This is a genomic window from Salmonella sp. NW1250, assembly GCF_051812965.1.
Lineage (GTDB): Bacteria > Pseudomonadota > Gammaproteobacteria > Enterobacterales > Enterobacteriaceae > Salmonella > Salmonella enterica.
Window position 1 is genome coordinate 341,841 of sequence record NZ_JAMNDD010000001.1, and the last position, 20,993, is coordinate 362,833.

Below are 20,993 nucleotides of genomic sequence, written 5' to 3' on the forward strand. Positions count from 1 at the left end.
GCGATATAATATTGCGTACAATAATGATACTGCCGGATAGCGAGAGGCCATCCGGCGGCAACGTTAGCTGCTTTCGTGAATATTTAGCGCCCGACGCGTGCGGCCTGAGCTGAGATAGTCGGCGATGTAATCCTGAGAGATTTCACCGTTATAGCGTCCGTCTTCATCAACGATCGGCATCCAGCTGGTATTACTTTCGTACAATCTGGACAGCACAATACGCAGATTATCTTCCGCTTTGCCCGTAATACGGAAAGGATGGGTGATATCGGCGCAGATTCCGCTGGCGTTCCGCGCTTCCCGGCGCTTCACAAATCCCAGTGGCTTACCGTCGTTGTCAATGACGGTAATGGCGCGAATATCGTGATCATCCATAATGCCGAACGCCTCGCTTAGCGGCGTGGAAGGCCGCGCGGTAATGGTTGGCTGTTGGTCGGTCACATCGCCTGCGGAGACCAGTAGCAAACGCTTTAACGTTCTGTCCTGACCGACAAACGACCCGACAAACTCGTTAGCCGGTTTGGCCAGCAGTTCATCAGGACTGGCGCACTGTACAATTCGCCCCTGACGGAACACGGCGATACGGTCGCCGAGTTTTAGCGCTTCGTCGATATCATGGCTGACCAGCATCACGGTCTTTTTTAGCTTACGCTGCATATCCAGAAACTGGTTCTGGATCACTTCGCGGTTAATGGGGTCCACCGCGCCGAAGGGCTCATCCATCAGCAGTACCGGCGGATCGGCGGCCAGAGCGCGGATCACGCCAATACGCTGTTGCTGTCCCCCGGACATCTCCTTTGGATAGCGATGCAGAAATTTTCTGGCATCCAGCGCCACCATGTCCATCAACTCTTCGGCGCGTTGCTTGCAGCGCGCTTTGTCCCAACCCAACATGCGCGGCACAACGGTAATATTTTCTTCAATCGTCATATTAGGAAACAGGCCGATCTGTTGGATAACATACCCAATATTGCGGCGTAGCGTTACCGTATCCATATCGTTGGTATTCTCGCCGTTGATAAGAATATTACCGCTGCTGGGCGCGATCAGCCGATTGATCATCTTTAACGTGGTGGTTTTGCCGCAGCCGGAGGGACCGAGCAAGACGCACATTTCGCCTTCCGGCACGTTCAGGTTGACGTTGTCGACGGCTTTTAGCGGCTGACCCTTTTTCTGTACAAATTGTTTGGTGAGATTTTCCAGTTTTATCATTATCGTATCCCCTTAGGTGTCAGTACGACTTGCAGACGATGCAACAGCCAGTCAAGTACAATTGCCAGTAGACAGATCATCAGCGCGCCGGCAATTAACATGCGAATATCGCTGCCGCTAATGCCGTTTAACAGTAGCAGCCCCAGACCGCCGGCGCCGATCACCGCGGCAATCGCCATCACGCCGATATTCATCACTACCGCGGTGCGGATACCCCCGAAAATAACCGGTAGGGCCATTGGGATTTCGACCCAGCGCAGCCGTTGCCAGAAAGTCATACCGATGCCGCGTCCCGCTTCACGCAGACCGGGCGGCAAACTATCAAGCGCAGTATGGGTATTCCGGACAATCGGCAGTAAAGAGTAGAGAAAAACAGCCGTCACGGCGGGCAGAACGCCAATACCATGCCCGATCAGCGAAAAGAGCGGGATCATTAACCCAAACAGCGCGATAGACGGAATGGTAAGAAGTAGCGTGGCGGCGCCCAATACCGGCGTTGCCAGCCATTTGTGGCGTACAATCAAAACGCCTAACGGTACGCCGATGATAATCGCCAGACCGACGGCCAGCGCGACCAGCCAGAGATGCTGAAAGGTAAGGCTGGCGAGATAGCCTGTGTTATCCAGCATATAATGTATCGTATCCATAGGCGCTCCTTACAGCAGACCTTTGTCCTGCAAAAATTGATGGGCTACCTGTTGCGGCGTACGATGCTCGATATCGACCTGGGCGTTTAGGGTCGATATCACATCGTTATTGAGCAGGCCGGAAAGGGTGTTTAAGGCGTCATCAAGGCCAGGATTGGCTTCCAGCACCTCTTTACGCACTACGGGCGTGACAGCGTAACTTGGGAAGAAGCCTTTATCATCTTCCAGCACTTTCAGATCAAACCCTTTCACCCGTCCGTCGGTGGTATAGACCAGCCCGGCGTCAACCAGCCCATCCCGAACGGCGTTATAGACCAGCCCTGGGTCCATCTGTCGTATTTGCGGGCGATCAAGCTGCATCTGGTAGGCTTGCTGAAGGGGCTTCATCCCGTCGCTGCGCCCGGCAAATTCCAGATCGAGACCGAGCATCCAGTTGTGGTCAGGATCGTTCTGCCGGACCTGTTCGATTTTTGCCACCATTTGCGAGATGGTGGTGATATTTTCCGACTCGGCGCGTTTGCGCTGCATCGCGAACGCGTAAGTATTGTTCATGTCAGCCGGTTTGAGCCATACCAGGCCCAGCTTCGCATCCAGGCGTTTTACCGTGTCGTAGGTTTCCTGTGGACTCATGCGCTTATCGATACGGTTGAAAATAATCAGCGATGTACCGGTGTATTCCCAGGTAATATCAATTTGTTTATTCACCATCGCATTACGTGAAATCACCGCGGCGATATTGGTTTGCGGCTGAACCTGAAAGCCTTTCTTCTGCAAATACTGAACGGTCATAGCGGAAAGAATATGCTGCTCGGTAAAGCTTTTGGTGGCGAGAACCAGCGGCGCGGCCTGCGTCTGGTTACTGAACAACAGCGTTGCGGCAAGCCATCCTAACAGGTGTTTTTTGAATCTCATTTAACGCTCCTTATTGTTATTTATGCGTTCAGACGGTATGAGGGCTAAGGCGTCGCCCAAACCAGGCAAGCAGAGTGTCAAGAATCAGCGCGAATAACGCCGTGGCCGTTGCGCCGAGAATCAACGTCGGAAAATCGTTGAGATAAATCCCCGGAAAAATCAGCTCGCCGTAGCTGCTGGCGCCAATCAGAAAGGCCAGCGGCGCGGTGCCGACATTGATGGCGGTCGCGATGCGAATACCGGACAGCATCACTGGCCACGCATTAGGTAGCTCTACCTGGCGAAGCCGCTGCCATTTTGTCATCCCAATCCCGTTCGCCGCTTCAAGCAGTGAGGCGGGAACGGAACAGAGGCCCGCATAGGTATTGCGGACGATAGGCAGAAGGGAGGCCAGAAATAGCGCGACAATGGCGGGCGTATCGCCGATCCCGATAATCGCCATCGCTAAGGCCAGGACGGCCAGCGGCGGCAAGGTATTACCAACATTAAAGATTTGCATGACATATTCAGCAAATCCCTTTGCCGCAGGACGGCTGAGTAAAATCCCACTCGGGATACCGACCAGTAAAGCAAAAAACATGGACGTAAATACCAGCATCAAATGCCGTTGTCCGAGATACAGCAGATCGACCTGACGCGCTTTCAGCGTCTCCAGACCGATTCCCCAGATAAACAGCGCCAGTAACAGCAAAATGACGATAGTGAACCCAAGTACACGTTTTAGGGTGAGGGTGTGCATTGCGGTGTGTCTCCCTGTTTGCATGTGTTATGGCGACGTTAAGAGTCGCGTGTTGTTATGCCATGTTCCGGCAGGGTGCTTTGAGCTATAGCAACAGGTTGGGAAGGATTCCAGCGAAGCGTGATGTTTAACACTATTAAACATCTATTAACAATTATGCTTTGCCCTTATGCGGCTTAGGGTGAACATTCACGATAAAGAATTATCTTAAAAATAGAAGCGTGGTGTGACGTTGTCACTTTTTGTAGATAAAAATAGGCCGCAATGGGAGAAAAGGCAGGTAAAATCCTGCCTTTTGTGGGGATTAACGGAATAACGGTTTTACAGCGACGGGAATAATAAGTTGAGCTTGCCATTGCGCCAGCGTCAGACGCGCCAGTTGCCCCAACGCCTGATAAAACGGATGCCCGGCATGATCGATAAATACGTCCAGAAAGCGGGACGACCACGGAAACAGATGCCAGGCCAGGAGTTGTTCGCATTCATGATGACGGCCATTCTCGGCAAGCCAGGCCGCCAGCAGCAACAGCGACCCAAAATGATCTTCTGGCTCGTTTTGCTGCATTTCAAACTGAATTCCGTTTTCGCGCATCCACTGACGTAGCGCCAGCGTAGAATCGCCAAATAATACGCTCTCACGATCCAGCCAGACGGAACCCCACGGCGGAGACGGCAGAGCGTAAGGGCCGATAAACAGACGCTGCCAGGCCTGTGGCAACGACTCTTCGCTGTGGGTCTTAAACATAGCCGCCACAGGCGCAAGCGCCTCGGCATCAAGCGGCCACTGCGCCTGCCAGTCGTCGGTTAATAGCGCCTGAATCAGAGGAGCTGTTTCGTGGCTTTCCGGCGAATAATAAAACAACGCGCCGAGAACACGCGCCGTTACTGCAAAATCATCACGTTGTAAAAAAGTGGTCATTCAAACAATCCCGAAAGGTGCGGGTCGCCCCGCACGCATAAATTAACCTGCGACGGCCATACCTACGGTCATATGCAGGCCATAAAAAAGTCCGCGGCCAATAATTTCGCCTGCCAGCACCAGCACGACACCGAGCAGCAAACCAACGGTATGCGGTTCGCGGCGACGGATTAGCGGACATAGCCAGCAGCCTAATCCGGCAGCAAGCAAGACAATGCGCCAGACCTGTAGCATACCGTAATCCGGTGCGAGATGGCTGGCCTGTTGCACGGAACTGTGAATGGTTGAGAGAGACAGCCCTTGTAATACGATGACCGCCACGCACACCACCAACGCCAGGCCGCTAATACTGGCAAACGTCACGCTGCAAAATGGGACGCGCGCGATGCGTAGCAGTAGCGCCGCAAACACCGGGCCGCACAGGAATGCCGTGAGGAAAAAGGCCAGCGTGGTGTAGCCATTATACCAGGTTGGCACGGTATCTATCTGATAAACGAGCGTCATTGCCCAGATGAATGCAACGCCGAGCGCCATACTGACCAGCAGCCACACTTTACCCAGCGCCGGGGGCATTTTACCGAGTACCGATACCAGCCACCAGATGCCGCCTACGGCAAAGAACACCGATCCTGCGGCGATTTCATTACTCAGTGCGGAAGCGCCTACGCGGTTAAGCGAGTTAAACGCGCGCAGCGGCGAGCCGAGATGCATAATCGACGCGAGGAATCCCAGTCCCATCACCAGCCACAGAAAAAACATGCTACGCACGATGCGCTGACGGGCGATGGTATCGTCTTTTGCCGTCAGCCAGCCCAGTCCGCTAACGATTAACGCGCCGACCACGCACTGACCAAAGACCGTGAAGATCATCAACGGCCATTCATGCCATCCACTTCCCATCTTATACCTCCTTCGGATTGGCCAGATAACCGGTAGTGTCCCCGGTCGGGCGGCTGTTGGCGTTGGGTTTAATCACAATATTCGGCTTCGTGAAATGCGCGCGCGGCAGCGGCGCGACGGCAGCCAGCTCTCCGTGTTTTTTACGCAGTTCGTCTATCGGGCCAAAATCCAGCGCCCGCAGCGGGCAGGATTCCACGCAAATCGGTTTCTTGCCTTCCGTCACCCGGTCATAACAGCCGTCGCACTTGGTCATATGACCTTTGGCCTCGTTGTACTGCGGCGCGCCGTACGGGCAGGCCATGTGGCAGTAGCGGCAACCGATACAGACCTCTTCGTTCACCACCACAAAACCGTCATCGCGCTTGTGCATCGCGCCGCTCGGGCAGACTTTGGTACAGGCCGGGTCTTCGCAGTGGTTGCATGAAATGGAGAGATAATAGGCAAAGACGTTCTGGTGCCAGACGCCGTTATCTTCCTGCCAGTCGCCGCCCGCATACTCATAAATGCGGCGGAAGCTGACATCCGGGGTCAAATCTTTGTAGTCCTTGCAGGCCAGTTCGCAGGTTTTGCAACCGGTGCAACGACTGGAATCAATAAAAAATCCATACTGGGTTGTCATCGGTTACTCCTTACGCCTTTTCAACCTGAACAAGATTACTGTGTGACGGATTACCTTTCGCCAGTGGGGAAGGCCGGTGCGACGTCAGAATGTTAATGGAGCCGCCGCGATCGATTTTGTCGCCAAACATGTCGGCATTTAACCAGGCGCCCTGGCCGATAGCGGTGACGCCAGGCAATATGCGCGGCGTGACTTTTGCCGGAATGAGCATCTCTCCGTTCTGGTTAAAGACCCGCACGGTGTCGCCGTGCTGAATGCCGCGCGCTTGCGCATCAATTGGGTTGATCCAGATCTCCTGCGGACACGCCTGTTGCAGGACGTCGATATTGCCGTAGCTGGAGTGGGTACGCGCTTTATAGTGGAAGCCGGTTAGCTGTAGCGGGTAGCGCTGACGAAGCGGATCGTCCCAACCGTCAAAGCCTGGCGTATAGGCGGGTAAAGGATGGATAATCTCATCTTTCTTCAGCTCCCACGTGTTGGCGAGGGTTGCCAGACGCTCGGAATAGATTTCGATTTTACCGGACGGCGTTTTCAGTGGGTTGGCGGCAGGGTCTTCGCGGAATGAGCGGAAAGCGACGTAGTGCTCCTCCGGGCATTTTTTCTTGAAAATCCCTGTCTGTTTCATCTCTTCGTAATCCGGCATTTCCGGGTTACGCGCTTTGGTTTTTGCGTGCAGGTATTTGACCCACTCATGCTGCGTGCGGCCTTCTGTGAAGGTCTGGTATACGTCCGGACCAAGCCGTTTAGCCACTTCACTGAGCGTCCAGTAAATGGGCTTTCTTTCAAATTTCGGCGAGGTGGCGGGCTGACCAAGAATGACATAGCCCATATTGCCTGCGGATTCGTGGGAAATCAGATCTTCCTGCTCGGTCGGCATTAAATCAGGCAGCAGAATGTCGCAATATTTTGCCGACGCGGTCATAAAGTGCTCGATGCCGACGATCATTTCACATTTACTGTCGTCCTGAAGCACCTCGTGGGTGTGGGCGATATCGCCATGCTGATTGATCAGCGTATTACTGGCGTAGCACCACAAAAATTTGATCGGCACGTCGAGCTTGTCTTTTCCCCGCACGCCGTCGCGTGTGGCGGTCATTTCCGCGCCATGATCGATAGCGTCGGTCCAGGTAAAGACCGAAATCTGGGTTTTTACCGGGTTCTCCAGCATAGAAAACCATTCGACGCCCAGATCCCAGGTACCTTCGCGCACGCCGGAATTACCGCCATTTATGCCGACGTTACCGGTGAGTACAGACAACATGGCGATTGCGCGTGCGGTCTGCTCCCCGTTAGAGTGGCGTTGCGGTCCCCAGCCCTGGCAAATGTAAGCCGGTTTCGCCGAGCCGATTTCCCGCGCCAGTTGAATGATTTTTTCCGCCGGAATACTGGTAATCTGCGCGGCCCATTGCGGCGTTTTGGCGATACCGTCTTCGCCCTGACCCAAAATATAGGCTTTATAGTGCGCGTTACGCGGGGCCGAGGCGGGCAGAGTGGTTTCGTCGTAGCCGATGCAGTATTTATCCAAAAACGGTTTATCAATAAGATCTTCGGTAATCAGCACCCAGGCGATTGCCGCCGCCAGCGCGCCATCGGTACCTGGGCGAATCGGCAGCCACTCGTCTTCGCGGCCGGCGGCAGTGTCGTTATAACGCGGGTCAATGACGATCATCCGGGCGTTGGAGCGTTCGCGCGCCTGTTCGACATAGTATGTCACGCCGCCGCCGCTCATACGTGTTTCCGCGGGGTTATTGCCAAACATCACCACCAGTTTTGTATTGGCGATATCATCCGGACTGTTGCCGTCGTTGCCGCCGAACATATAGCTCATGGCCGCGCTGATTTGGGCGGTGCTGTAGCTACCGTAACGGCTGAGATAGCCGCCGCAGGCATTCATCAGGCGATACGGTACGTTAGAATTGGTAATATTGCCGCCGTCCACGCCGGTACCGTAAAGGACATGTACCGCTTCGTTGCCGTAGTCCTTGAGGATACGTTTCAGGTTATCGCCGATAGTATCCAACGCTTCATCCCAACTGATACGTTCGAATTTGCCTTCTCCTCGTTTACCAACGCGTTTCATCGGATATTTCAGGCGATCGGGATGATTCATCCGGCGACGAATAGAACGACCGCGCAGGCAGGCGCGTACCTGATGGTTGCCATATTCATCGTTGCCCGTGGTATCCGACTCAACCCAATATACGGTGTCATCTTTTACGTGCAGGCGCAGCAGGCAGCGGCTGCCGCAGTTAACGGTACATGAACTCCAGACCGCTTTTTCTGCCACATTGCCAGATGCGAGATCTGCTGCGGCGTGGGCGATACGGGAGAACGGAAGGGTGAAAGCGCTACTGGCAAGCGCAAGGCTACCGATAGCGGAGGTTTTCACCAGGCTTCGTCGGCTGATACTGGCCGCCATTAATGCCTCAGGGTTGGTGATTTTCATAACAGCTCACTATGCTCATCCAAAAAAGAGTTTTAAATGTCGTTGTGTTCGCAAAACGGGGAGCGCCGGGCGCGTAAAAACGTCCCGGAGCAGGCGGCTTAGATTTTTTCGATTTCCACCAGATTTGTATGTTGAGGATTCCCTTTTGCCAGGGGGGAAGGACGCAGCGTCGTGAGCGTATTGATGCAGGCGCCGTGGTCAATTTTATCGCCAGCCATATCCGCATTATGCCATGCGCCCTGACCCATCGCGCTGACGCCCGGCAGAATACGCGGCGTGACCTTGGCGGGTAGACGCACTTCTCCACGATCGTTAAAGACGCGAACCCTATCGCCATTCGCGATACCGCGTTTTTGCGCATCGAGCGGATTTATCCACACCTCCTGGCGACAGGCGGCCTGCAGAACATCAATATTGCCGTAGCTTGAATGGGTACGGGATTTATAGTGAAAGCCAAACAGCTGTAGCGGGAAGGTGCTCCGCTTCGGATCGTCCCATCCTTCAAAAGTAGGGGTATAAATCGGCAGTGGGCTTATCACGTCGCCTTCCGCCAGCTCCCAGGTACTGGCGATGTGAGCGAGTTTGCTTGAGTAGATTTCGATTTTACCGGACGGCGTTTTTAACGGATTGGCCTGCGGATCTTCACGAAATTTTTTATAGGCGACAAAATGGCCGTTGGGATCTTTACGTTTATAGATGCCCATTTTTTTTAGATCGTCATACGCGGGCAATGCCGGATCTCTTGCCTGCATTTTGGCGTACAGATATTGCAGCCATTGCGCCTGTGTACGGCCTTCGGTAAACCGCTGATACACATCGTCGCCGAGGCGTCTGGCGATTTCGCTGAGTACCCAGTAGATGGGCTTGCGCTCGAACTTAGGCGTCGTCGCCGGTTGGATAAAAATCAGATATCCCATATTGCCGGCGTAATCATTGGGGATGATATCTTACTGTTCGACGGTCATGAGATCCGGCAGTAAAATATCGGCGTACTTCGCGGAAGAGGTCATAAAATTGTCGATGACCACAATCATTTCGCATTTTGCTTCATCCTGAAGAATTTCATGGGTTTTATTAATATCCGAATGCTGATTAATCAGGGTGTTGCCAGCGTAGTTCCATAGAAATTTGATCGGAACATCCAGCTTATCTTTGCCGCGTACGCCGTCGCGCAGGGCGGTCATTTCCGGGCCGCGCGCAATGGCGTCCGTCCAGCTAAAGCAGGAGATGGCGGTTTTAACGGGATTCTCCAGGACCGGCAGACGTTCAATGGTAATGGTGTAAGTAGATTCGCGTGCGCCGCTATTACCGCCATGAATGCCGACGTTGCCGGTCAGAATCGGTAACATGGCGATGGCGCGAGCGGTTTGTTCGCCGTTCGCCTGACGCTGCGGGCCCCAACCCTGACAGATGTAGGCCGGCTTGACGCTACCTATCTCGCGCGCCAGTTTGATAATCCGATCGGCGGGGATGCCGGTAATGTGTGACGCCCACTGCGGCGTTTTGGCGATACCGTCCTCGCCCTGGCCCAAAATATAAGCCTTATAATGGCCATTGGGGGGCGCGTCAGCCGGAAGGGTCTTTTCATCGTAGCCGATGCAATAGTTGTCGAGAAAAGGCTGGTCAACGAGATTTTCGTTAATCAATACCCAGGCAATTCCCGCCACCAGCGCGGCGTCGGTGCCGGGGCGAATCGGTATCCACTCGTCTTCACGTCCGGCAGCGGTATCGGTATAGCGCGGATCTATCACGATCATGCGCGCATTTGAGCGTTCACGCGCTTGCTCCAGAAACCAGGTAATGCCGCCGCCGCTCATGCGTGTTTCAGCCGGATTATTGCCGAACATGACCACCAGTTTACTGTTTTCGATATCAGACGTGCTGTTGCCGTCGTTGGAGCCATAGGTGTAGGGCATGGCGCAAGAAATTTGCGCGGTACTGTATGAGCCGTATTGATTCAACGAACCGCCGTAGCAGTTCATCAAACGCTTCACCGGCGAGGCGGCAGGCGACGAGCGGGTTATGTTGCCGCCTACGATGCCGGATGAATAGTGGATATAAACGGCTTCATTGCCGTAGGTCTCTACGGTCTTTTTCAGACTGGCGCTAATGGTGTCCAGCGCTTCCTGCCAGCTAATGCGTTCAAATTTGCCTTCGCCGCGGCGGCCAACGCGTTTCATGGGATAGTTAAGGCGATCCGGATGGTTAATGCGCCGACGGATTGAACGGCCCCGCAGACAGGCGCGAACCTGATGATTGCCGTAGACATCGTCGCCAGTGTTATCAGTTTCAACCCACCAGACTTCATTATCTTTTACATGCAGACGCAGGGCGCAGCGACTGCCGCAGTTGACCGAACAGGCGCCCCAGACGATTTTATCTTCTTCGTTGCGCATAGCCTGCTGCACCGCCGCGGCCGCGGTACGCATCCCAAACGGTAAAGATACGCCTCCGGCAGCCAGCGCCAGTGAGCCAAGCGCCGCTGATTTCACTAACGTCCTGCGGCTAACGCCTGTTTGTTGCTTTTCTCCGGGCATCACTCACTCCATTGTCATTATTATTTCGCTATATATTGATAACTATAACGAAATTATTAACATGCTAATGATGTAATGAGTTTACCCCTTTGGGAGTAAGGGTTATTAATCCATGTCAAAGAGCGTTACCCTCCGGACCCGGAGGGCAGGAGGAGGTTATTGCGGTTCGGCGGATGAACCGTCCTGAGCGGGAGAGGTATTGGCTGGCGCATTGCCGCTGCTGGTGCGGGTATAAAGAATTTTATGCGTGTCGTTCGCGCAATGGCCCACCACCTGTGAGTCCGGCTGATCGGCCTGGTCGTTAGGAACGATAGTGAGCGTAAAATTATCCGCCGGCACGCCGTTATTGATGATACGTTGTTCAATATCGCTTTTTACTCTCTCGCACGATCCCGGTGCCGCCATTACTAGCGAGGGGGCGCTGACTAACGCCAGAGCGGCTATTGCAGTTGCGATTTTCATCATGAACTCCTGTGATTAATGACGATGTTCTAAGCTTAGCATTTTTCGTGTAAATAACTGTATTTGCTAATATGATGATAAATATCTTTTCATCCTGGTGATACGTGTGAAGAAACCCCTTTTACTGACGTTATTGTGCATGATACTGGCAGGTTGTGATAACCCGAAATCCCTTGAGTCTTTTACGCCGGAAATGGCCAGTTTTTCGAACGAATTTGATTTTGATCCATTACGTGGTCCGGTAAAGGATTTCAGCCAGACATTGATGAGTGAGAATGGCGAAGTGGCGAAGCAGGTCACCGGTACGCTTTCACAGGAAGGCTGCTTTGATACGCTTGAGTTACACGATCTGGAGAATAATACGGGGCTGGCGCTCGTGCTGGATGCCAATTATTACCGGGATGCTCAGACGCTGGAAAAAAAGGTGCAGTTACAGGGTAAGTGCCAGCTGGCGGCGTTGCCTTCGGCGGGCGTGACCTGGGAAACGGACGACAACGGTTTTGTGGTATCGGCGACGGGCAAAGAGATGAAAGTCGAGTATCGCTATGATAGCGAAGGCTATCCGCTAGGTAAGACAACCATAAACTCGCAGAATACGCTCTCGGTGACGGCAAAACCCTCCGCGGACCCGCGTAAAAAGCTGGATTACACGGCAGTCAGCCGGGTGGATGATCGACAGGTCGGCAACGTCACACAGAGCTGCGAATATGATGCGTATGCGAACCCTGTTGACTGCCGGCTTGTTATCGTCGATGAGAGCGTTAAGCCGGCAGTGTCCCACCATTACACCATTAAAAATCGTATCGATTACTACTAAACCGGGCGCGGTGCGATTCTCCGTGACTACCGCGCCGCGTTTACTGCGCGGTGGGTTTCAGGAGCGTAGAACCGGACGTTTTATGTTCATCCAGATACTGCTGCTGGAAGATACACATGCGGATGGTGTTACGGTATTCGCCGTTAATGAAGAACTCATGAATCAGCTCGCCTTCTACTCTAAACCCGAGTTTACGGTAGATGTGAATCGCTTTTTCATTCTCTTTATCGACGATCAAATACAATTTATAGAGATTGAGTACGGTAAATCCGTAATCCATCGCCAGTTTGGCCGCGCGTGACGCCAGGCCTTTTCCCTGGTACTCCGGCGAGATAATAATCTGAAATTCCGCCCGCCGATGCACATGGTTAATTTCCACCAGTTCCACCAGCCCGGCGTTTTCACCATCGCATTCGACGACAAAGCGCCGTTCGCTTTGGTCGTGGATGTGTTTGTCGTAGAGATCCGACAGTTCGACAAAAGCCTCATACGGCTCTTCAAACCAGTAACGCATAACGCTGGCATTATTATCAAGCTGGTGGACAAATCGTAAATCTTCACGCTCAAGCGGGCGCAGTCTGACCTTGTAGTCACTTGTCATACTGTATCCTTACACTTCCTTTTAGTTATCCTGCATCAGGGCGTAATAACGCGACCTGTACGACGATCCAGACACCGCAGCGTATTGGGCTCCCAATAGGCGTTGATGTTGGCGCTTTGCTCGCATTTATCGCGGTTATCAAAGGCGGCATCGGCTTTGTCCCACTCTTTTTCTGCGCGGGTATTCACTTTCTGGCGCAGACTGCGAGTGTCGTTCCATTGTTCCTTTTCCATCGCCGCTTCCTGACGACTTTGTGCGCTATCTCCCGATTCAATCACCAGTTTACTGGTTTCAGCGAATGCGGAAGTAGTATATACAACGGCCGCCAACGTAAGCATTGCCGTCAGGCACAGGCGTTTGCTCAGCGTATTGTTCATCACAACATCCTTTCATTAGAGGGGAAAAAGCGGTAAACCACCTGTAAATTCTACACCAATCCTTATGCCTGGCATATACACAAGAATGGCCGGATAACCGTAACGATATTCTGTTGTATTATCACTTATCATTTCGTAACCAAATGAATCTCATGCTAAAGACGACTCTGCTTTTCTTTGTCACCGCCCTCTGTGAAATCATTGGATGTTTTCTTCCCTGGCTATGGATTAAGCGCGGCGCCAGCGTGTGGTGGCTTCTGCCTGCTGCCGCGTCACTCGCGTTATTCGTCTGGCTTTTGACCTTGCATCCGGCGGCGAGTGGGCGGGTTTATGCGGCTTACGGTGGGGTATATGTCTGTACTGCGCTCCTGTGGTTACGTGTTGTCGATGGCGTCCGGCTCACGGTTTATGACTGGTGCGGCGCGCTGATCGCGCTGTGTGGAATGCTGATTATCGTCGTCGGATGGGGACGTACGTAACATTGCCGCGCGACCAGAACATTTTGTGATCTGGCAGCGCTTTTTACATCAATATACTTGTATGGTAGTAGCTCAGTTGAGTAAATTTCCTGCATCCCATAATGCGATGTAAGGAATAAAAATGAAGATTGTAGGGGCTGAAGTTTTTGTTACGTGTCCAGGGCGTAACTTCGTCACCTTAAAGATAACCACGGAAGACGGGATCACCGGTCTGGGGGATGCCACCCTGAACGGACGCGAGCTCCCGGTGGCCTCGTACCTTACCGATCACCTGTGCCCACAGCTCATCGGGCGGGATGCTCGCCGCATCGAAGATATCTGGCAGTTCTTCTACAAAGGCGCGTACTGGCGCCGTGGCCCTGTCACCATGTCCGCCATTTCCGCGGTTGATATGGCGCTATGGGATATTAAAGCCAAAGCCGCCAATATGCCGTTGTATCAGTTACTCGGCGGCGCTTCGCGTGAAGGCGTCATGGTGTATTGCCATACTACAGGCCACACCATCGACGATGTGCTGGAAGACTACGCGCGTCATAAAGAGCAAGGGTTCAAAGCAATCCGCGTGCAGTGCGGCGTTCCGGGGATGAAAACCACCTACGGCATGGCGAAGGGCAAGGGGCTGGCCTATGAGCCCGCGACAAAAGGCCAGTGGCCGGAAGAACAGTTGTGGTCAACGGAAAAGTATCTCGATTTTACGCCAAAGCTGTTTGACGCCGTGCGTAATACGTTCGGGTTTAATGAACATCTTCTGCACGATATGCATCACCGACTGACGCCTATTGAGGCTGCCCGCTTTGGCAAAAGTATTGAAGACTATCGTTTGTTCTGGATGGAAGATCCGACGCCGGCTGAAAATCAGGCGTGCTTCCGCCTCATCCGCCAGCATACGGTCACGCCGATTGCGGTAGGCGAAGTCTTTAACAGTATCTGGGATTGCAAACAGCTCATTGAAGAGCAATTGATTGACTATATCCGCACCACGCTTACCCATGCCGGTGGTATTACCGGGATGCGCCGCATTGCCGATTTTGCCTCGCTCTACCAGGTGCGTACCGGTTCGCATGGGCCGTCCGATCTGTCGCCGGTTTGTATGGCCGCTGCATTACATTTCGACCTGTGGGTGCCTAACTTTGGCGTACAGGAGTATATGGGCTACTCCGAACAGATGCTGGAGGTTTTCCCGCATAACTGGACGTTCGAGGGCGGCTATATGCATCCGGGCGACAAGCCAGGACTGGGCATTGAGTTCGATGAAAAACTGGCGGCGAAATATCCGTACGATCCAGCCTATTTGCCGGTGGCCCGCCTGGAAGACGGCACACTGTGGAACTGGTAAGGAGCGAAAAATGAAAAGTATCGTAATCGAAAAACCGAATACATTAACTATCGAAACGCGCGCGCTTCCGCAGCCTGCGCCGGGCGAAGTTCGTATTAAAGTGAAACTGGCGGGTATCTGCGGTTCCGACAGTCATATTTATCGGGGACATAATCCCTTTGCAAAATATCCCCGTGTCATAGGCCATGAATTTTTCGGTGTCATCGACGCGGTAGGCGACAACGTCAATCGCGACCGGATAGGAGAACGGGTATCCGTCGATCCGGTGATCAGTTGCGGGCATTGTTACCCTTGTTCAGTCGGTAAACCCAATGTGTGTACCTCGCTGGTGGTGCTGGGCGTGCATCGTGACGGCGGTTTCAGCGAGTATGCGGTGGCGCCGGCCCGTAATGCTCATCGCATACCGGACAACATCGCAGATCATCATGCCGTCATGGTTGAGCCGTTTACCATTGCGGCAAATGTGACGGGGCAGGTGAATCCAACCGAGCAGGACGTGGCGCTTATCTATGGCGCTGGCCCGATGGGACTGACGACCGTACAGGCGCTGAAGGGGGTTTATCAGGTTAAAACGGTCATAGTCGTTGATCGCATTGAAGAGCGTTTAGCGATGGCGAAGCAGAGCGGCGCTGACTGGACCCTCAATAATGGTCAACATTCACTGGCGGAATTTCTACAGCAGAAGGCGCTAAAACCGACCTTGATTGTCGATGCCGCCTGTCATCCCGCTATCCTGCAAGAGGCGATTACCCTTGCATCGCCTGCGGCACGCATTGTCCTGATGGGATTTTCCAGCGACCCGTGTGAGATTGTACAGCAGGGTATTACCGGAAAAGAGCTGGCTATTTATTCATCGCGTCTTAATGCCAATAAATTCCCGGTCGTGATTGACTGGCTGAATAAAGGGCTTATTGATCCGGATAAGCTGATAACGCATACATTTGATTATCAACATGTCACCGACGCGATTGAGCTTTTCGAGAAAGACCAGCGTCAATGCTGCAAAGTCTTACTCACGTTTGCGAAATAATATAAATAATTGCGAGTAAGTGGTACGCATCTTACCTCTTAGAGATTGCCTATATGACACAAATAAAGCATGAACGATCGACTCAGGATTTAGTGCGCGCTGCCGTATCTGGCTGGTTAGGCACCGCGCTTGAATTTATGGATTTTCAGTTATATTCACTAGGCGCGGCTCTGGTCTTCCATGAGATATTTTTCCCGGAACAGTCTGCCGCAATGGCGCTTATTCTGGCAATGGGCACCTATGGTGCAGGTTATATAGCCAGAATTATCGGCGCCTTTGTTTTTGGTAAAATGGGCGACCGCATCGGACGAAAAAAAGTATTGTTTATTACCATCACCATGATGGGGATCTGCACCACGCTGATTGGCGTACTGCCGACGTATGCGCAAATCGGCATTTTTGCGCCAGTATTACTGGTGACATTGCGAATTATACAGGGGCTGGGCGCCGGGGCGGAAATTTCCGGCGCGGGTACCATGCTGGCCGAGTATGCGCCGAAAGGAAAGCGTGGCATCATTTCCTCGCTGGTCGCGATGGGCACCAATTGCGGTACGTTGAGCGCGACGGCGATCTGGCTGCGAATGAATTTGAAAGAAAGTCCGGTATTCGAAAAAGTAAGCGAAGGCGAAAAATCGCCAGCGTTAACGCCTGCGTCAGAAAATACATTGGGCGCGATGTTTACCAGCAAATCTTTCTGGCTGGCCACCGGTTTACGTTTTGGACAAGCGGGGAATTCCGGGCTTATTCAAACCTTCCTTGCCGGATATTTGGTTCAGACGTTATTATTTAACAAATCTATCCCAACCGATGCGTTAATGATAAGTTCCGTAATTGGTTTTATCACTATCCCACTCTTGGGGTGGTTGTCCGATAAATACGGTCGTCGGCTGCCGTATATAATATTGAATATCTCCGCGATTATTCTCGCCTGGCCGATGCTGTCTATTGTGGTAGATAAAATGTATAGCCCTGGCGTAATTATGGCGGCGCTCATTGTTATTCATAACTTTGCCGTGCTGGGATTATTTGCGCTGGAAAACATCACCATGGCGGAAATTTTCGGATCGCGTAATCGCTTCACCCGGATGGCGATTTCAAAAGAGGCAGGGGGGCTGGTGGCGGTCGGTTTTGGCCCCGTCCTCGCAGGGATCTTTTGTAACATGACCGATTCCTGGCTGCCCATCTTAATTATGCTGGTGCTCTACTCGTGTATTGGTCTGATTTCTGCGCTGTTGATGCCGGAGGTCAGAGATCGCGACCTGAGTTTGCCTGAGGATGCGGCGGAAGCGACAGCAGCAGAGAAGTTACGCCACTCCGCAACCCAGACGAGTTAAATCGTGTCGACGGTATGGCCGGAACGCTAATGCGGTTTCGGCCATGCTGTCCGGTCACTTTTGTTTAATTAGCGTAAATCCAAATGCACCAGGGCAGGCGTTACTCTGCGACTGTTCCGCTTTCAGAATATAGAGGTTATAAAATGCAAAACAGGCTTTTATCGGCAAAGGCGACGCTTCCTGATTACGATCGTGCGGCGCTGGCGGCGCGGATGGTCCATCTCGGTTTTGGCGCGTTTCATCGCGCGCATCAGGGGGTTTATACAGATATTCTGGCTGCGGAGCAGCATAGCGACTGGGGCTATTATGAGGTTAATCTTATTGGCGGCGAACAGCAGATTGCCGATCTAAAGCAGCAGGATAACCTCTATACCGTGGCGGAGATGTCGGCGGATGCCTGGACGGCGCGTGTGGTGGGCGTCGTCAAAGCGGCGTTGCATGTCCAGGTTGATGGTCTGGAACGTGTGCTGGCGGCGATGTGCGAACCGCAAATAGCGATTGTGTCTCTGACCATTACCGAGAAAGGGTATTGTCATTCGCCAGCCACGGGCCAACTTCTGCTGGAACATCCCATGATTGCCGCCGACCTGCAAAATCCGCATCAACCGCTAACGGCACCGGGTATTATTGTCGAAGCGTTAGCGCGTCGTAAAGCCGCAGGCTTACCGGCATTTACCGTGATGTCCTGCGATAACATGCCGGAAAATGGGCATGTGACGCGTCAGGTTGTGACGGCTTACGCCCGGGAGGTGGATGCGGAACTGGCGATATGGATCGAGCAAAACGTGACATTTCCGTCAACCATGGTTGATCGGATTGTCCCTGCGGTCACGCCGGAGACGCTGGATAAAATCGAACAACTGACCGGCGTGCGCGATCCGGCGGGCGTTGCCTGTGAACCGTTTCGCCAGTGGGTGATAGAAGATACGTTTGTGGCGGGTCGTCCGCAGTGGGAAAACGCGGGCGCGACGTTGGTCGCCGACGTGGTTCCGTTTGAAGAGATGAAACTGCGAATGCTTAACGGCAGTCATTCATTCCTGGCTTATCTGGGGTATCTTGCCGGCTATCAGCATATTAATGACTGCATGGCTGACGACAACTATCGTCTGACCGCGCAGGCGTTAATGTTACGCGAGCAGGCGCCAACGCTGAAAGTCCAGGGGGTAGATTTACAGCGTTATGCCGATCAGTTGATTGCGCGTTACCGTAATCCGGCGCTGCGTCATCGTACCTGGCAGATTGCGATGGATGGTAGCCAGAAACTTCCGCAGCGTATGCTGGACTCCGTTCGCTGGCATCTTGCTAATCATAGCGATTTTGATTTGCTGGCACTGGGCGTGGCGGGGTGGATGCGTTACGTTGGCGGCGTGGATGAGCAGGGCAAGGCGATCGACATTAGCGATCCGCTATTGCCGGTTATTCAGCGCGCCGTGGCAAATAGTGAAGAAGGCGCCAGTCGTGTTAAGGCGCTGCTGGGAATGGCTGAAATTTTCGGCAACGATTTGCCGCAGGCGGCGCGGTTTACGCAAAAAGTGCAAGAAGCCTATGACAGTTTACTGACATATGGCGCGAAAGCGAGCGTGGCGAAATATGCCGAGCGGTTGAAGTAGCGCAACAGAGACCCGGTAGCATTATGCTACCGGGAAGGCCGGAGCGGTTCTTAGCGGCCAGTGGTATCAGTTCATGCCAAGACGGATCAGTTCGACCGGCGCGAATTTACCTTCACAACCTTCGACAATCACCGTTTTGCCGCGGCGAATTTGACCTGCATCCAGACCTTCGCTCTCAATGGCTTTGATAATCCCGGTATGACCCGTGCCGCTTATCATGACCCGGCTACCGGTAGTGATTGCGTTACGGTTACGATCGTATGTCATCATGGTGTTTTCTCCTTTCAAACTTACTGCCAAAGCCCGCAGGTTTCCCCGCATGACGGGCGACATATAAATACGCTTATCGTTGCGGATTTTTTTTGTTTTTGATCAAGCTCACGGCTTTTTAGGCGGGAATGTGCAGGGCGAGAAAGCGGAGAAGGCGTCTCACCCCGACGTTAAAGGGGGTTACTCTTCGCTAAACCAGCCGCTGTTTTCCTGACGGATAAGCTGAACGGATTCGCTAATTTCCTGCAAATGCTGGGTCATTGCGCTCTCAACCGCATTGCCGTCACGATTTTCCAGCGCGGAGAAAATATCATGGTGCTGGCGCAGCAACATCTCCGGCGGAGAAACATGATCCAGACTCATATAGCGAACCCGGTCAATTGTCGCTTTGATATTTTCAATGGTATCCCACGCTAACTGGCAATCGGCGATCTGCGCCAGTTTTTGGTGGAAATCGTCATCAAGCTGGAAAAAATCATCAATCTGTTTGCGCTCGATGGCAATATGTTGCAGGTGCAGGTTTTGCGCCAGTTGATAGCACTGGTTGTCGGTGATCATCGCCGCCGCACGGCGGACCACCGCGCATTCGATCGCCTGCCGTACAAAACAGCCATTCTGTACCTGAGAAAGCGAAATCTTATTCACATAACTACCGCGCTGAGGGCGGATCTGAATCAACCCATTTTCCGCCAGCTTTATAAAAGCCTCGCGCACCGGTTGACGCGAAACGTTAAAACGGGTTGAGACCTCTTTTTCTGATAGCGGTGTGCCAGGCGGGATCAGGCAATGCACGATATCACGCCGAAGAATACGGTAAATTTGCTGGTTGACAGGCTGTGTAGGGTTAAGCTGCGTTTCGACGGTCATTCATTCTTACTTTTTAGGCGGTTGACCCGGATACTCTACCACTTTTCCGTGGCGGTCTATACCGATCATGTTCTTGGTTGCAGATACGTTTGCCAGGGGTTACCCGGCCCGCAGACCGGGTATAACCTCTTAGCTACGGTGGACGCTGAGCCCTGCGAAAGATTGGGTAACAGGCATCATTTCAACGGTATTAATATTCACATGCGCGGGGAGTGTGGCCACCCACCATACCGCTTCGGTAATGTCTTCTGGCGTGAGCGCGGTGGTATTTTCGTAGGTTTTACCCGCTTTCTCATCGTCGCCTTTGAAACGGACGCTGGAAAACTCGGTACCGCCAACCAGACCCGGTTCAATGTCGGTCACGCGAACCGCCGTGCCGTGTAAATCCGTGCGCAAATTCAGGCTAAACTGGCGCACAAAGGCTTTCGTCGCGCCATAGACATTGCCACCAGCATAAGGCCAACTGCCGGCGGTCGAACCGATGTTAATGATATGACCGCGATTACGTTCGACCATTCCTGGCAGCACGGCGCGGGTCATATAAATTAAGCCTTTATTATTAGTATCGATCATAGTTTCCCAGTCTTCTACGCTGGCTTTATGCGCCGGTTCAAGACCCAGCGCCAGACCGGCGTTATTGACCAGCACATCAATATCGCGCCACTGCGCAGGCAGAGAGGCCATCATCTCTTCGATGGCCGCGCGGTTGCGCACGTCCAGTTGGGCGGTCAATACGTTCTCGCCAAGCTCATCTTTTAACGCTTGCAGGCGTTCATGACGACGTCCCGTGGCAATGACTTTATGTCCATTCTCAACAAAACGGCGTGCAATGCACTCGCCAAACCCTGCGGTTGCTCCAGTTACTAAAACGATCATCAC

At 53.0% G+C, this 20,993-nt stretch carries 20 protein-coding genes and 1 pseudogene; 6 read left to right on the plus strand and 15 right to left on the minus strand.

Going from position 1 to position 20,993, the window contains the following annotated elements; all coding sequences use genetic code 11:
• Positions 1-63 precede the first annotated feature (63 nt).
• The 10 genes and pseudogenes from osmV to NBA72_RS01860 form a co-directional block, all read right to left on the minus strand.
• Positions 64-1,212, minus strand: coding sequence for an osmoprotectant ABC transporter ATP-binding protein OsmV (gene osmV, locus NBA72_RS01815; protein WP_000593093.1), 1,149 nt, complete (start codon positions 1,210-1,212; stop codon positions 64-66).
• Entirely contained in the window at positions 1,212-1,859 is a 648-nt protein-coding gene (osmW, locus tag NBA72_RS01820; protein ID WP_042947321.1) for an osmoprotectant ABC transporter permease OsmW, read from the minus strand. Before osmW ends, osmV begins: the two co-directional genes overlap by 1 nt.
• A gap of 9 nt (positions 1,860-1,868) precedes the next feature.
• On the minus strand, positions 1,869-2,771 hold the full coding sequence (osmX, locus tag NBA72_RS01825; RefSeq protein WP_001211186.1) for an osmoprotectant ABC transporter substrate-binding protein OsmX: 903 nt from the start codon (positions 2,769-2,771) through the stop codon (positions 1,869-1,871).
• A 28-nt stretch (positions 2,772-2,799) separates the two neighbouring features.
• A complete protein-coding gene (gene osmY, locus NBA72_RS01830) occupies positions 2,800-3,510 on the minus strand; it encodes an osmoprotectant ABC transporter permease OsmY (RefSeq protein WP_042947320.1) in 711 nt (236 codons plus the stop codon).
• Positions 3,511-3,814: 304 nt separating this feature from the next.
• Complete coding sequence (gene dmsD, locus NBA72_RS01835) at positions 3,815-4,429, minus strand: Tat proofreading chaperone DmsD (RefSeq protein WP_023206420.1); 615 nt, start codon at positions 4,427-4,429, stop codon at positions 3,815-3,817.
• A gap of 42 nt (positions 4,430-4,471) precedes the next feature.
• Positions 4,472-5,329 (minus strand): dimethyl sulfoxide reductase anchor subunit family protein, encoded by an 858-nt coding sequence (locus tag NBA72_RS01840; protein WP_439004975.1) that lies wholly within the window; start codon positions 5,327-5,329, stop codon positions 4,472-4,474.
• A 1-nt stretch (position 5,330) separates the two neighbouring features.
• Entirely contained in the window at positions 5,331-5,948 is a 618-nt protein-coding gene (gene dmsB / locus NBA72_RS01845) for a dimethylsulfoxide reductase iron-sulfur subunit DmsB (protein WP_042947317.1), read from the minus strand.
• A 10-nt stretch (positions 5,949-5,958) separates the two neighbouring features.
• The gene (gene ynfF / locus NBA72_RS01850) at positions 5,959-8,394 is read right to left on the minus strand and encodes a selenate/tellurate reductase subunit YnfF (RefSeq protein ID WP_064043632.1); all 2,436 of its coding nucleotides are present in this window, start codon (positions 8,392-8,394) and stop codon (positions 5,959-5,961) included.
• Between the two features lie 98 nt (positions 8,395-8,492).
• Positions 8,493-10,931, minus strand: a pseudogene (gene ynfE, locus NBA72_RS01855) (selenate/tellurate reductase subunit YnfE).
• Between the two features lie 156 nt (positions 10,932-11,087).
• Positions 11,088-11,396, minus strand: coding sequence for a DUF1161 domain-containing protein (locus NBA72_RS01860; RefSeq protein ID WP_000975516.1), 309 nt, complete (start codon positions 11,394-11,396; stop codon positions 11,088-11,090).
• A gap of 103 nt (positions 11,397-11,499) precedes the next feature.
• Here NBA72_RS01860 and NBA72_RS01865 point away from each other — a divergent pair, with 103 nt between their 5' ends.
• Positions 11,500-12,210, plus strand: a complete 711-nt coding sequence (locus NBA72_RS01865) for a YnfC family lipoprotein (RefSeq protein WP_000743122.1) — start codon at positions 11,500-11,502, stop codon at positions 12,208-12,210.
• Between the two features lie 40 nt (positions 12,211-12,250).
• Here NBA72_RS01865 and speG read toward each other — a convergent pair whose 3' ends face one another.
• Together speG and NBA72_RS01875 are read right to left on the minus strand one after the other, a co-directional pair.
• Positions 12,251-12,811: a spermidine N1-acetyltransferase gene (gene speG / locus NBA72_RS01870; RefSeq protein ID WP_000199997.1), complete on the minus strand. Its 561-nt coding sequence runs from the start codon at positions 12,809-12,811 to the stop codon at positions 12,251-12,253.
• A gap of 35 nt (positions 12,812-12,846) precedes the next feature.
• Positions 12,847-13,188 (minus strand): DUF1283 family protein, encoded by a 342-nt coding sequence (locus tag NBA72_RS01875; RefSeq protein ID WP_001066440.1) that lies wholly within the window; start codon positions 13,186-13,188, stop codon positions 12,847-12,849.
• A 152-nt stretch (positions 13,189-13,340) separates the two neighbouring features.
• Here NBA72_RS01875 and NBA72_RS01880 point away from each other — a divergent pair, with 152 nt between their 5' ends.
• The 5 genes from NBA72_RS01880 to NBA72_RS01900 all read left to right on the plus strand — a co-directional run bounded on the left by NBA72_RS01880 (position 13,341) and on the right by NBA72_RS01900 (position 18,977).
• Complete coding sequence (locus tag NBA72_RS01880) at positions 13,341-13,667, plus strand: YnfA family protein (protein ID WP_000921382.1); 327 nt, start codon at positions 13,341-13,343, stop codon at positions 13,665-13,667.
• Positions 13,668-13,788: 121 nt separating this feature from the next.
• Complete coding sequence (rspA, locus tag NBA72_RS01885; RefSeq protein ID WP_000706270.1) at positions 13,789-15,003, plus strand: starvation-sensing protein RspA; 1,215 nt, start codon at positions 13,789-13,791, stop codon at positions 15,001-15,003.
• Between the two features lie 10 nt (positions 15,004-15,013).
• Positions 15,014-16,033, plus strand: a complete 1,020-nt coding sequence (locus NBA72_RS01890) for a Zn-dependent oxidoreductase (RefSeq protein WP_000836494.1) — start codon at positions 15,014-15,016, stop codon at positions 16,031-16,033.
• Between the two features lie 53 nt (positions 16,034-16,086).
• Positions 16,087-17,367, plus strand: coding sequence for an MFS transporter (locus tag NBA72_RS01895; RefSeq protein ID WP_042947311.1), 1,281 nt, complete (start codon positions 16,087-16,089; stop codon positions 17,365-17,367).
• Between the two features lie 143 nt (positions 17,368-17,510).
• The gene (locus tag NBA72_RS01900; protein ID WP_001181240.1) at positions 17,511-18,977 is read left to right on the plus strand and encodes a mannitol dehydrogenase family protein; all 1,467 of its coding nucleotides are present in this window, start codon (positions 17,511-17,513) and stop codon (positions 18,975-18,977) included.
• Between the two features lie 66 nt (positions 18,978-19,043).
• Here NBA72_RS01900 and ydfZ read toward each other — a convergent pair whose 3' ends face one another.
• The 3 genes from ydfZ to ydfG form a co-directional block, all read right to left on the minus strand.
• On the minus strand, positions 19,044-19,247 hold the full coding sequence (ydfZ, locus tag NBA72_RS01905) for a putative selenium delivery protein YdfZ (protein ID WP_000989267.1): 204 nt from the start codon (positions 19,245-19,247) through the stop codon (positions 19,044-19,046).
• A gap of 180 nt (positions 19,248-19,427) precedes the next feature.
• The gene (locus tag NBA72_RS01910) at positions 19,428-20,114 is read right to left on the minus strand and encodes a GntR family transcriptional regulator (protein ID WP_000215563.1); all 687 of its coding nucleotides are present in this window, start codon (positions 20,112-20,114) and stop codon (positions 19,428-19,430) included.
• A gap of 129 nt (positions 20,115-20,243) precedes the next feature.
• On the minus strand, positions 20,244-20,990 hold the full coding sequence (gene ydfG / locus NBA72_RS01915; protein ID WP_000636564.1) for a bifunctional NADP-dependent 3-hydroxy acid dehydrogenase/3-hydroxypropionate dehydrogenase YdfG: 747 nt from the start codon (positions 20,988-20,990) through the stop codon (positions 20,244-20,246).
• Positions 20,991-20,993: the final 3 nt, after the last annotated feature.

Coding starts and splice junctions, on each gene's coding strand:
- osmV (WP_000593093.1), bottom strand. CDS start 1,212: ATGATAAAACTGGAAAATCTCACCAAACAATTTGTACAGAAAAAGGGT.
- osmW (WP_042947321.1), bottom strand. CDS start 1,859: ATGGATACGATACATTATATGCTGGATAACACAGGCTATCTCGCCAGC.
- osmX (WP_001211186.1), bottom strand. CDS start 2,771: ATGAGATTCAAAAAACACCTGTTAGGATGGCTTGCCGCAACGCTGTTG.
- osmY (WP_042947320.1), bottom strand. CDS start 3,510: ATGCACACCCTCACCCTAAAACGTGTACTTGGGTTCACTATCGTCATT.
- dmsD (WP_023206420.1), bottom strand. CDS start 4,429: ATGACCACTTTTTTACAACGTGATGATTTTGCAGTAACGGCGCGTGTT.
- NBA72_RS01840 (WP_439004975.1), bottom strand. CDS start 5,329: ATGGGAAGTGGATGGCATGAATGGCCGTTGATGATCTTCACGGTCTTT.
- dmsB (WP_042947317.1), bottom strand. CDS start 5,948: ATGACAACCCAGTATGGATTTTTTATTGATTCCAGTCGTTGCACCGGT.
- ynfF (WP_064043632.1), bottom strand. CDS start 8,394: ATGAAAATCACCAACCCTGAGGCATTAATGGCGGCCAGTATCAGCCGA.
- NBA72_RS01860 (WP_000975516.1), bottom strand. CDS start 11,396: ATGATGAAAATCGCAACTGCAATAGCCGCTCTGGCGTTAGTCAGCGCC.
- speG (WP_000199997.1), bottom strand. CDS start 12,811: ATGACAAGTGACTACAAGGTCAGACTGCGCCCGCTTGAGCGTGAAGAT.
- NBA72_RS01875 (WP_001066440.1), bottom strand. CDS start 13,188: ATGAACAATACGCTGAGCAAACGCCTGTGCCTGACGGCAATGCTTACG.
- NBA72_RS01880 (WP_000921382.1), top strand. CDS start 13,341: ATGCTAAAGACGACTCTGCTTTTCTTTGTCACCGCCCTCTGTGAAATC.
- rspA (WP_000706270.1), top strand. CDS start 13,789: ATGAAGATTGTAGGGGCTGAAGTTTTTGTTACGTGTCCAGGGCGTAAC.
- NBA72_RS01890 (WP_000836494.1), top strand. CDS start 15,014: ATGAAAAGTATCGTAATCGAAAAACCGAATACATTAACTATCGAAACG.
- NBA72_RS01895 (WP_042947311.1), top strand. CDS start 16,087: ATGACACAAATAAAGCATGAACGATCGACTCAGGATTTAGTGCGCGCT.
- NBA72_RS01900 (WP_001181240.1), top strand. CDS start 17,511: ATGCAAAACAGGCTTTTATCGGCAAAGGCGACGCTTCCTGATTACGAT.
- ydfZ (WP_000989267.1), bottom strand. CDS start 19,247: ATGATGACATACGATCGTAACCGTAACGCAATCACTACCGGTAGCCGG.
- NBA72_RS01910 (WP_000215563.1), bottom strand. CDS start 20,114: ATGACCGTCGAAACGCAGCTTAACCCTACACAGCCTGTCAACCAGCAA.
- ydfG (WP_000636564.1), bottom strand. CDS start 20,990: ATGATCGTTTTAGTAACTGGAGCAACCGCAGGGTTTGGCGAGTGCATT.